Source organism: Priestia sp. HNGD-A6 (genome assembly GCF_045784335.1).
GTDB classification, from domain to species: Bacteria; Bacillota; Bacilli; order Bacillales; family Bacillaceae_H; genus Priestia; species Priestia zanthoxyli.
This window is the reverse complement of the sequence record NZ_CP138621.1, coordinates 58,723-70,777: the sequence shown is the minus strand read 5'-3', so window position 1 is coordinate 70,777 and position 12,055 is coordinate 58,723. Positions and strand designations below refer to the sequence as shown.

The following is a 12,055-nucleotide window of genomic DNA, read 5'->3' as shown; positions in this document are numbered from 1 at the left end:
ATAACTATCTTATTTTGGATAATACTTCTTTTATATCTGATACCCTTTCACGCTTTTCACTAATCGCTTGTAGATCAGACTTCTAGCAAACGTATATGCAAAAAAAGCAGGAATCGTAAAGATTCCCGCTTTTTCGTTACATCTTATGTTCAAGCGCCTTGAAGTTTTCTTGAAATTGCTCCAAGCGAACAAGTCCTTCTTCACGAAGGCGTTTATTTTCTTCTTCAATTGCTTTTGTTTCCTGCATTCCTTTCATAATAATATTCCACGTTTGTTCCATCGTTTCTACTTTTACGCTAGGGGTACCGGACATTTTGGCGATTTTAACACTTTGCTGTGAAATATTTTCTGCATTTCGAATGAGCAGCTCATTTGTGCGTTTGTCTAATTCGTTCATAGACTCCGCTACTAAATTTTGACGCTTTGCTGCAATGGCATTAATGAGTCCATTTTTAAAAATGGGAATCGTTGTAATAAACGCCGAATTGATTTTGCCGATCAGCTTTGTATTTCCTCGCTGCAGCATGCGAATTTGAGGAGCGGATTGATAAGATACTTGTTTTGCCATTTCTAAATCATATAATCGCTGCTCCATCAGCTCAACTGCATTTTTTAAGGTTTGAAGCTCCATTGCCGCCAGCTGATTTCCACTCGACGCTCTTTCTTCAAGCACCTTTAGCTCTTGTTTTAACTCTTCTACTTTCACTTCGCCCGCTACAATGTATTTTTCAAGCTCCATATAATACTGATAGTTTTGCTCGTAAAGCTGTTCAAGCGTTGTGGTTGAATGCTTCATTTCGGTTTCATATTTTGTGATTTCAACATATACTTTATCAATTTCAGAGCCCATCGTCTCATATTTTTGAAAGAGCTTGTCCACTATTTTTTGACCGCGTTTAAAAAGCTTAGAGAAAAACCCTTTATCTTCAACAAAATCCTTTGCATCAAATTTGTCCATAATCTTTCCAAGCTGCTTTAATAATTGACTTGACTCTTCCATGCTAGACGATTTAATTGTACTGAGCACTTTTCCGGAAAAAGAGGAAATTTCATTGGCTGTTTCTTTACCATACTCAAGTAAAGCCAGCTGATTTTTATAATCAATTTGTTCTGCTAAGCGACGTACTTCCGGCTCTTCTCGCAGTTTTGCTTTTACTTCGTTAGGCTTTGTTTCTAAAACTTCTTCGGCTTCGTTTACATCTAAAGGCTGTAATTCGTTTGTTGCCATTTAAAAACCCTTCTTTCTTTAAAAGATTCGTTTTAACCATTTTTGAATGAGCGACGGCTCTTTGAATTCTTCATTAAAGCTAATATCTTCTAGCCAGTGCATATCGAAATACTTTTCTTCGACGAACGCTTCTATATCCAGTTGACCCGTCGGATTAAAGAGAACAATATCAACGCCGAATTCATTTAATAGAAGCAGTAAAGCTGCATCTTCACGCGTAAACGCTTCTCGTTCATTTCCATGATAAATAATGAGACGGGGTACATGCTGCGTATAATCAAACTTTTGAAGCATGCGAAGCACGTTGTTTGGAAGCTTCAACGACTGATTAAACAAGTACATTTGATGCTGATACGCATCTTCATGATCTAACCGAAGAAGCTTTGAATGTGCACAGTACCTAGAAATAGCTGCAGCGAGCCCTTGCTGAAGCCCGATAGGCAGCTCTTTATAGCGCCACCAGTTGCTTTCAATCATTCTATCAGGACTGAGCGTGCCATCACTTCCGAGAGCTCCTTGATAGTGAAAGTGATTATTTCCTTCTATTTTTTTAGCAAAAGGAACAGAATCAATCGTCAGAGCTAACTCATCTTCCGTTTGCATGAGCTCATGAACTTTACTCCAGTACTCTTTTCGGTTTTTAGAGATACCAAGTACTTTTGAAAACAAGACCGGCACGTGTACATATGGCTTGGACACTTGAAAATTAGGACGAATAAACGCCCGTTCTCTCATTAATAAAAAGATTTCATCATACGTCGTTTTAAGAGTAACTGAAGTTGGAAAATACGAACGAAATTGCCAAGGTTTATACAGCATGGACTCCTCTGAATGAAGCACTTGCTCAATTTCTTGAGAAGCTCGAAATGCTACCGTACCTTTTCGAACCGGTTTATCCGTTGGAAAAGGTACAAGCGAGCTAGTAGAAGGAAACGTATAAACCGTTGTTAAATGCTGATTCTTATCTACTTCTTTTAAATGATCCTTTCCTTCTGGATGAAAGGTAAGGACGTCAAAACCTAGTAAAATTAAATAATGGAGAAAATACTGCTCGCTTTTATTTGCATCCCCATACCACATGATGCGAGGCGCGTGCTCAGGAAATGCTTTATCGACCATCCAAGGTTTTACATGATTCCACTGCCACTTTATTAAATCGATTAATACGCGTTGAAAATGCCCGTCCATAAAGCCCTCTGCGTGCTGTTCTTTAAAACACGTTAACGTTTCAATAAATTTCTCACGTACTCTTCTATGTATAGCGGGATTTTCTGACTTCACGATCAGCTTTTTTCCTTCTAAAAAAGCAAATAGCCGATTGACAGAAAGGCCGTGCTCTTCTTGATTAATTTTAAGGATCGTTTGTACTTCTTTTAATCTATCATTAGAAATGGACTTATCAAGCTTATCTTGCAAGACAATAATTGATGGTGATGAATGCGCAAGTTCATAAAGAAAATCTGCGTACTCGTCCGCATCAAGATGAGTGCCTAAATATCTGCCTGCCACTTGTTTATAGGTAGTTTGCTGCTCATTTTGTATAAAGTCACCTCGCAGAGAAACATCTTTAGAAAAAAGAGAAGTTCCATCCTGCTCGTTAAGATTAATCATATGAGGATCAATTAATTTACTCACACCTTACAGCTCCTTTCTTTTCAGACATATACATGCTAAAAAGAAAGGGTACTCGTTAAAGCACCCTTTCCTTTTCACTTATCCCGCGTCTTTTTTATACGGATAGTCCGTAGTTGCGGCAAAGATCGGCCAATCCGCCAGAAAAACCGCTGCCAATGGCATTAAATTTCCAGTCGTTTCCGTGCTTGTATAGCTCACACACCACAACAGCTGTTTCGATTGAAAAATCTTCGCCTAAATCATAACGAAGCACTTCTTTATTTGTTTGGGCGTCAATGAGACGAACAAACGCGTTGGATACTTGTCCAAAGTTTTGTCCGCGAGCATCTGCATCGTGAATCGTGACGCTAATTCCGATTTTTTCAACGTGGTCAGGAAGAAGAGAAAAATCAACGGCGATTTGCTCATCGTCTCCATCTCCTGCACCTGTACGGTTGTCACCGGTATGCTCCACAGCTCCGTTTGGACTTTTTAAATTGTTGTAAAAAACAAACTCTTCGTCATTTACAACTTGGCTTGATTTATTGGCTAAAAATGCACATGCATCTAAATCGAAATCTTGAGATCCAGCATATTTATTTGTATCCCACCCAAGACCTACTATTACTTTTGTTAAGCCTGGGTTCGTTTTGGTTAGGTCAATGCGCTGACCTTTTGATAAAGAAATTGACATAAAAACATCCTCCGTACATTTTCTTACTTTAATGATTAGGCGTTTAAACCAAAGTCGTTTACAAGTGCCGCTAAGCCGCCTTGATAGCCGCTGCCAATAGCATTGAACTTCCATTCTCCACCGTGTCGATACAGCTCGCCTACCACGACCGCTGTTTCGATCGAGAAGTCTTCACCTAAATCATAACGAATTAACTCTTCGTCATTTGTTGCATTTAAAATACGAACGTAGGCGTTGCTTACTTGGCCAAAGTTTTGACCGCGTGCTTCCCCTTCATGGATCGTAATGGTAAACGCAATACGTTCAATAGATTGAGGCACATTTTTCAAATCTACTTGAACCTGCTCATCGTCTCCTTCACCTACGCCTGTACGGTTATCTCCGGTATGCTCAACCGCTCCGTTTGCACCCGTCGTATTATTGTAAAAAATAAAATCAGATTCTGAAGCGCATTTTCCCGCTCCGTTTAATAAAAAGACAGATGAATCTAAATCAAAATCGTTTCCACCGTCATACTTATTTACATCCCACCCAAGACCTACTACTACGTTTGTTAATCCTGGATTTGTTTTTGTTAAATCTACTTTTTGTCCTTTTGAAAGATTAATAGCCATGTTATTCCCTCTTTTCTAGTTGTTTATTTTGTATATTTATTTGCAATTTCAGCCAATCCAGTATCTCTCGTTGCATCTCCAGTTGCTGAAAACTTCCACTCTTTTCCGTCTCGATAAATTTCACCTGCAAATAAAGCTGTTGCTCCTGAATGATCTTCAGATAGATTAAAGTGTACAAGCTCTTCGTTTTTAGCACTGTCCACAACACGGATAAAAGCATTTTTAATCATACCGAAATCTTGGTTTCGCTCAACACACTGATAGATGTTGACTACAAACACAAGTTTATGTACGTTTCCAGGAACATTTTTTAAATTAACAAAAATTTGTTCATCGTCCCCTTCACCTGCTCCGGTAAGATTATCGCCTGAATGCTTGACGCTTCCACAGTTACTATGACGATTCCCAAAATACACAACGGCTGAGTTACTTACAAGCTTATCATTCGAATTGAGCATAAGAACAGATGCATCGCAGTCAATCTCTGGGCCGCTTCCTCCAAAACCAAAAAAGCTGCGTTTTTTTACAGGATCCCATCCTAATCCAACCGTAATAGAAGATAACCCTTCTCTTCCCTTTGTTAAATCAATTTTCTGCCCTTTTTGTAGATTAATAGCCACGTTTATTTACTCCTTTACTATAGCGAACACATTCTTTTACAGGTTCTATATAACTTTACATAATAGCGTAGATAAATGAAAAAATAGTGAAATCTTTGATACTATTTTTAACGTTTACGTAAGTCTTCTTATGGAGAGAATACCACAATTTGGTGATTGTTTCAAAAATTAAGCTATGTTTTATAACGTAAATTCATTGACTGAGAGTTTAAAATTTAAGTTAAACTATTAAAAAAAGGCTGTCTCTAAACCGGAAATCCGAGTTATGAGACAGCCTTTTTTGGCTTATTGAGCTATTTTTAAAGTCGGTTCTTGCTGTTCAGCTGTTTTAGCTGCTGCCACGTTTTGAATACGACCTTCAGCTTTGTATTCAAACGGGCTCTGAAGTGTTTTAATATAGTTTACCGTTGCTTGTAAATCTTCTGGTCCCACTTCCATATCTGAAGAAAGTGCGCCAATCCCGTATTTTTCATTTCCGTACATGTAGTTATTCACTACTACCGTATATTCTTTTTCTTTGTCGATTTTACTTCCATCTGGTAGCGTAATATCGACTACTTTATTTGTGCTTCCATCCCACGTATAGTTAAAGCCTGCAATATGGAAATCTAGTCCAGATGATGTAATTTGATTGTTTAACACCGTTTCTAAATCCGCTCCGCTTAGCTTTACTTTATTTAAGACGTTGCCAAACGGCTGAATCGCAAACAAATCACCGTATGTCACATCACCAGCATCAAGCTGTGAACGAACGCCTCCGCCATTCATTAAAGCAAAGTCAGCGTTCATTTCTGCTTTCATACCGTCAGCAATTAAGTTTCCAAGCGCGATATCACCTGTTGGCCCGCTAGACGGATAGCCTTTTGCCAAATCTGTAGATGAATTCCCAACCACTTGTGCTTTAATAGGCGCTGCTAAATCTTCGTACTTTTTCATAATGCTTGAAACTTCAGGATCTGGCGTATAGTCTTTTTGGTATACGGTCACAATTTTTGCATCTTTTTTCACGATGTCACCCGTGTTATCGATTTCAACGTCTACGTCAGAAAACGCTGAGCCGTATGAATAAGCTTGAACGATTAGTTTGTTATCTACTACTTTGTTGTTGTATACGTGATTGTGAGCTGAAAAGATCACGTCAACTTCATCGTCAACTTTTTTAGCGATATCTGCTGCATCAAACTCGGTAGACGTTCCATTTTGATTAGATGGATTATGAGCAAGTACAACGATTGCTTTAATACCCTTCTTTTTCAGCTCTGCCGTATATTTATCAATTGCTTCTGCTTCGTCCGTAATTTTTAAGTTTTCATTTCCTTTACGAACAATCATGCTTGGCGTTTCTTGTGTTACAACGCCGATGAAGCCGATTTTCTTGCCGCCTACTTCTTTTATCGCATAAGGTTCTGTAATTAATTTATTCGTTGAAGTGTCATAAGCATTTGCCGCTACTACTGGGAAATTCATGCCGTCGTATCCTTTTGTTCCTTTTGGATGGTCTCCGCCTTCAATCATACGGTGAAGCTCAGCAATACCTTCATCAAACTCATGGTTTCCAAGCGTCCCTACATCAAATCCAAGCGATTCCATCACTTCAACCGTTGGCTCGTCTTGAAACAGCGCTGAAACTAGCGGACTTCCGCCAATCATGTCTCCTGCATGAACTAAAAGCGTATTCGGATTTTCAGCTTCTTGTTTACGAATAGCTGCTGCTGTATATTTCATATTTCCAGCTAACAGCGATTGGCCATTTGAATTGATTTTTGTATCTGTATCAAGCTGACCGTGAAGGTCGTTCATGCCTAACAGCTGAATCTTTGTATTATCTTTTGATTCGCCGTTTAAATTAATTTTGTAAATGCCGAATCCTTTGTCGTCCGTTTTATTTGTATACGTAATGTTACTTCCTTCAGTTAAATAGCTTTCTCCGCGCGGTGAGCTTGTGAACGTCACATTAGCCGTTCCGTTAATTGGTGCAATGGACCAGTTATCATCAGCTGTCGGCGTAATTTCTTTTTGTTCGGTGATGTAGTCCATTAGAATTTGACGGTTTTCATCCGCTGAATCCACCACAAGCTCGCTTCCTTTTAGACCAGGGAAGTTTCCGCCTCCGCCAGCTCGGTAGTTATTTGTTACAACAATAAACTCTTGATTCGGATCAACTGGTTTACCGTTATACGTTAAGTTAACAACTCGGCTTGAATCTGCGTGAATCACGTTTCCATTCACATCGTATTTTGCCGGTTTTGTGACGTCAATTTGATATTGAACGCCATCGATTACGTCGAAGTTATAAACAGGGAAGCTTGGGTTTAATAATTCCTGCTCTTCTGTTTTATTCGGTGTAATTTGATTAAACTTACCGGCAGACATATCAATCCAGTCTTTTACAACAGAACCTTTTACTTTAACCGCTTTTAACGTGTTGTCATATAGATACAGGTCGCCAGCGCTTCGGATCGTTAAATCCCCTTTTTTAATTTCCGTATATTCATCAACGCCGTTTCTTCCTGCTTTAAAAGGCGCTCCCACTGATAAAATCGGAAGGTCTTTATATTCCGGCTTGTTTTGAGAAACGTATTTTTCCACGTAGTCTTTTTGTGCATTTGTTACAACTTGAATAGAGGGATCATCTTTCACAAGAGAAAAATAGCTGTGAATATCATCCGTCGTTTTACCGATTGGTGTGTTCACATATTTAACCGTTGCATCGTGATCTTTTTGAACTGCTTTAACAACACCTTTATCCGGTTCTACCGTACTTTGCGTAACCGTTTTCCCTGACGCATCTTTTACGTCTTTATACGTTTCACGCGTGGACGATTGAGAGTTTACTACTTTCCATTTTCCTTTTTCTTCTTTTAACGTTAAGTCAATTAAACCAAGTGACCCTCCGCCGTAACCTGCTTGGACAGCCGGAACGCCGTTGATTGTTCCTTTTGCATTATCAACGCCAGGAAGAGGCTTTTTATCTGCTCCAAGGAACAAACCGTCTAGCGAAGCTTCCGTTTTAGCAGGGAAGACTTTATGCGTATGCGAAAACGTAATAGCATCAATGCCTTTTACTTCACTTAATGAGTAAATGACATCTTCCGTGTTTTGCTTATTGCTGCTAAACCCAGAGTGAGCCATCGCGACAACTACGTCCGCACCTTTTTTCTTCATTTCTGGAATATACTTGTTGGCTGTTTCTACAATACCTTTAGTAATGACTTTTCCGTCAAGGTTTGCTTTATCCCAATCGTTAATTTGAGGAGGCACAAAGCCAATGAAACCAACTTTAATCGTTCGTTTCTTTCCATTTTCATCGACGACTTTTTTATTCATAATTTTATACGGCGTAAATTTATTTTTGTCATTTTTTGGGTTGTTGTCATGATCATCAACGTAAACATTGGCATTTATGTAAGGAAAGTTCGCGTCGTTGTACGCTTCTTTTAGAAAGTCTAATCCGTAGTTGAACTCATGATTTCCAAGTGTTGCAATATCGTAATCCAGCTGATTCATGGCTTTAAATACAGGATGAACTTCACCTTTTTTCAGCGGGTTAATCTTGGCTTTATACGTGCCTAGAGGCGTTCCTTGAATGAGGTCTCCGTTATCTACTAATAAGCTGTTTTTTACTTCTTTTCGAGCATTTTTGATTAAGGTAGCGGTTTTAGCTAAACCTACTTTTTCATAAGGGGCGTCTTTGAAATAATCATAGTTTAATAGATTCGTATGAACATCAGTTGTTTCCATCAGGCGTATATTCACAAGTGCATCTTTTTTATTGTGGCCTTGATGCTTGCTTTGCTGTGAGCTTTGTCCAGGGTGACGTTCTTCTGCTCCTGCCTGTGTAGTTAGAAGCGGCATTGATAATAAAGAAAGTGCCAGTGATGTAGTTAGTATTTTCTTCGTTTTGCTGCGTTTGTTCTTTTTCATCTACCATTCACCTTTCAAGTAAGTTATCATCGCTATAAATCTAGCAACTGTTCAAAAATAGTATAGCAGAAAAGATTTATAAAGGATGTAAATTTTTTGATTTTTTAGTAAACCATTTGTATGCGTTTTATTAACTTTTTGTAAACCGAAAAATTTTTTTTAGTTTCTCTCTTTAAAACAAAGGACTATAGTTTTTATTAATTGGATGAACCCTCCTTTTTAAATGAGTCTTATTACCTAATGCATCAACGTTCCCACGTTCTCTTTTCATTCAAAAAAAATTTATTTCAAGCGGTGTGTATATATGTACTATACATAGGATATGAAAAGCAGACATTAAGTTTGTCACAGCTTCTAACAAAATTTCGTAGATATAAAAAAGAAAGAGAAGGTTTTCCCTTCTAATAAATAGATATATTTATATAATTTTACATTTATAACATGGAAACGAGATTGAATTATAAGGCATACCTACTATATCAATCCAATCTAAAGCATCTATACACATGAAACCTACGTTCACCCTACAAATAAAAAAATCCGAACGAAGTTGATTCTCCATCAAGAATCGTGATTCATCGTTCGGATTTTCTTCAATTAGCACACTTTTGTCCCAGGTTTGTTTTTTTACTGACCTAATTCTTTAATTTGTTTCATAATACTTGATACATCTTGAATTGATTGAAACAATTCACTGTTTTTTAGCGCTTCTGGATTGAAGCTGCCATCCTTTATATTGGCTTCATACGCTTCAATTCCACTAATGATTTTTTCGTTTTGCTGCACAAGCTGATCGTGCACATCAGAAGCGATGTCAGGAGCTTTGGTTTGATTAAATTCTTCGGCTTTCCCTTTCATTTCCTGCAGCTTTTGCTCGAGCTTTTTTATTGCCTCATCGTCATTAACAGCTTTTTCCGCTAGAGCCGGTATTTCTTCAGCAAACTTTTGAGCTTCACTCACGTAATCTTTCGCATCGTTTGCGTAGTTCAACGTACTGCTTGTATCTTCAAGAAAAGAACAGCCGCCGACCATAAAGAGAACAGCAGTTGACATGACCAGCATCCACTTTTTCACTTAGCACTCAACCTTTCTTATTTTCTTTTCTGCTATCTTCTTTTCGATTTTCGTTTCTTTAACTCTTTCATAATAATGGGTACAGCTTTTTTTATTCCTTTTTTCACAGCGGGGCTTTTTAACAGTCTCGATAGTTTTGACATTTTTAAGCTCCTCTCTTCTTTTGAAATAACAAAAAACACCTTTACCATATGTGGTAAAGGTGTTTGTATCCAGACCTTTACCAATGGCAACATTGGCAAAGGTCTCGCTAACAATTTGCATTGTCAATAAAGCCGGAGATAATAATCTCGAAATGACGACTTTACTGCAAGAGCTACTCCCCTTTGAGCAAAACAGCATTTTTTGTTAACACAATCATAACGTATGTTCCTGATTATCGTCAACTTATATGGAATTAATACACATCTTTTTTGGTAAATACCAGAAACGACACGAGCAGCCCGGCAAGTCCCCAAATGGTTAAAACACCTAAGGAAAATCCTAGTGTCATTCCTTCAGTCGGAGGAGCTGTGCCTTGCAGGTAAGAAGTTAAATTTAAATTGACCATAAACAAGTACTTAGCTGAATTCCACGAAGAAACCATACTGCTTAAAATCGTACCTGCAATCAAACAAGCAAGCATCACACCCATACCAGCAGCCGTACTTTTAATTAAAACGGACAGCATAAAAGCAAGCGTTCCAACCACCAGGGATACAAACCAAGCAAGGCCAAATTCCATTAAAATATATCTCCACTGCGAAATTAAATGAACGTCCGCTGTATTCAAATCATTGCCCTGCACGCTAAATCCCGTAAGAATAGGCGCTGTCCAGCCTTTAAATCCAAATACAACGCCAGAAATGAGATACGACAAAACGCCAAACATTAAAATTAAAAACGAGACGGACATGACGAGCGTGATGTATTTACTAAGCAGGATTTTCCACCGTTTCACAGGCCTCGTCAACAGTACCTTGATGGATCCCAAGCTGTATTCTGAAGACACTAAATCCGCTGCAATAATCATAATCATCAGCGGCAGCAAAAGCTGAATGGCGTTTTCAATGAACCCTCGCACAAACGTTGGGGCTCCTGGTTCCGAAGGATTAATATCGTTATCTAAGTAATACTGCTGCTGCGCCACGCGAATTTCAAGCTGCTTGCGCCAATCATCTGAAATTTGGCTTCCGCTCAGCCGGTTTTGCGTATCGATAATTTCTTGCTGCAGCGTACTGCGCCAATCAGTCGTTCCTAGCTTTTCTTGAAGGCGCTGCGTTTCGCGAAGCTGAGCATAGGTGAACATGGAAATCAAAACGCCCATAATAAGGGTAACGATTAACAGGCGCTTTTTTCGAACGAGCTTGATCATTTCATTTTGAACCAAACTAATCAATCGATTCGCCTCCTGTCATTTCGATAAATAAATCTTCAAGAGTCGGAAGCTTTCGGTTCATTTCTTTTACCGTTACTCCTGCTTGAATGAGCTGTTTGTTCCACTCTCCCACTTCAGCTTCCTCATAAAACGTCGTGACATATTCTCCCTGCACTTGCACAAAGTCCGTCACTTGTTTTAAGACGTCTATTCCCGCTGGCTGCGGATCTAGCTTCCACAGTAAGCGCTCCTGCTGAGTTAACAGGGTCTTCACCGATTCTGTGTGAATAACTTCTCCTTTTGCAATAATCGCTACTCGGTCACACATCAGCTGAATCTCGCTCAGCAAATGACTCGATACTAAGACGCTTAGACCTTCACTTTCAGCTAAAAAGCGAATAAATTTACGCATGTCCCGAATCCCAGATGGGTCGAGTCCGTTCGTTGGCTCATCTAAAATGAGCACTTTTGGTTTTCCGAGAAGCGCTTGCGCAATTCCTAAACGCTGCCTCATGCCTAACGAATACGTGCGAACTAAGTCGTGGATGCGCTCTTGCAAGCCAACTAATGCCACAACTTCATGAATGCGTTCTTCCGTCATAGAAGGAATCATACGTGAAAAATGCTGCAGATTTTCCCAGCCGCTTAAGTATGGATACAGCTCAGGATTTTCAACAATACAGCCGATATGCTCCATCGCTTTTGTAAACTGCTTCGATACGCTGTATCCACAGATAGAAATGGAACCAGCCGTCGGGCGAATCAAGCCGACAAGCATTCGAATCGTTGTCGTTTTACCGGCTCCATTGGGTCCTAAAAAACCGAACACTTCGCCTCTTTTTAATTCAAAATCAATATTTTTGATGATTTCACGTTTTCCTATTACTTTTCTCAGGCCTTTTACTGAAAGTGTTACTTCACTCATATCAT

9 protein-coding genes are annotated in these 12,055 nt (G+C 39.1%); all 9 read right to left on the bottom strand.

Features of this window, described 5'->3' with window-relative positions; translation table 11 throughout:
* Positions 1-136 precede the first annotated feature (136 nt).
* A complete protein-coding gene (locus SCI76_RS00340; protein WP_048019155.1) occupies positions 137-1,228 on the bottom strand; it encodes a toxic anion resistance protein in 1,092 nt (363 codons plus the stop codon).
* Between the two features lie 18 nt (positions 1,229-1,246).
* On the bottom strand, positions 1,247-2,863 hold the full coding sequence (locus SCI76_RS00335; RefSeq protein WP_275211051.1) for a YceG family protein: 1,617 nt from the start codon (positions 2,861-2,863) through the stop codon (positions 1,247-1,249).
* 94 nt (positions 2,864-2,957) lie between these two features.
* A complete protein-coding gene (locus tag SCI76_RS00330) occupies positions 2,958-3,536 on the bottom strand; it encodes a TerD family protein (RefSeq protein ID WP_153252980.1) in 579 nt (192 codons plus the stop codon).
* Between the two features lie 35 nt (positions 3,537-3,571).
* Positions 3,572-4,150 (bottom strand): TerD family protein, encoded by a 579-nt coding sequence (locus SCI76_RS00325; protein WP_025751616.1) that lies wholly within the window; start codon positions 4,148-4,150, stop codon positions 3,572-3,574.
* Between the two features lie 23 nt (positions 4,151-4,173).
* Positions 4,174-4,770, bottom strand: a complete 597-nt coding sequence (locus SCI76_RS00320) for a TerD family protein (RefSeq protein ID WP_028408239.1) — start codon at positions 4,768-4,770, stop codon at positions 4,174-4,176.
* A gap of 285 nt (positions 4,771-5,055) precedes the next feature.
* Positions 5,056-8,694, bottom strand: a complete 3,639-nt coding sequence (locus SCI76_RS00315) for a multifunctional 2',3'-cyclic-nucleotide 2'-phosphodiesterase/3'-nucleotidase/5'-nucleotidase (RefSeq protein WP_275211050.1) — start codon at positions 8,692-8,694, stop codon at positions 5,056-5,058.
* A gap of 627 nt (positions 8,695-9,321) precedes the next feature.
* A complete protein-coding gene (locus tag SCI76_RS00310; protein WP_275211049.1) occupies positions 9,322-9,768 on the bottom strand; it encodes a DUF6376 family protein in 447 nt (148 codons plus the stop codon).
* Between the two features lie 397 nt (positions 9,769-10,165).
* Positions 10,166-11,146 carry an ABC transporter permease gene (locus tag SCI76_RS00305; RefSeq protein WP_014459751.1) on the bottom strand — a complete coding sequence of 327 codons (981 nt, stop codon included), beginning with the start codon at positions 11,144-11,146 and terminating at the stop codon, positions 10,166-10,168.
* The gene (locus SCI76_RS00300; protein ID WP_014459750.1) at positions 11,139-12,050 is read right to left on the bottom strand and encodes an ABC transporter ATP-binding protein; all 912 of its coding nucleotides are present in this window, start codon (positions 12,048-12,050) and stop codon (positions 11,139-11,141) included. The genes SCI76_RS00305 and SCI76_RS00300 overlap by 8 nt, the downstream gene beginning before the upstream one ends.
* Between the last annotated feature and the right edge of the window lie 5 nt (positions 12,051-12,055).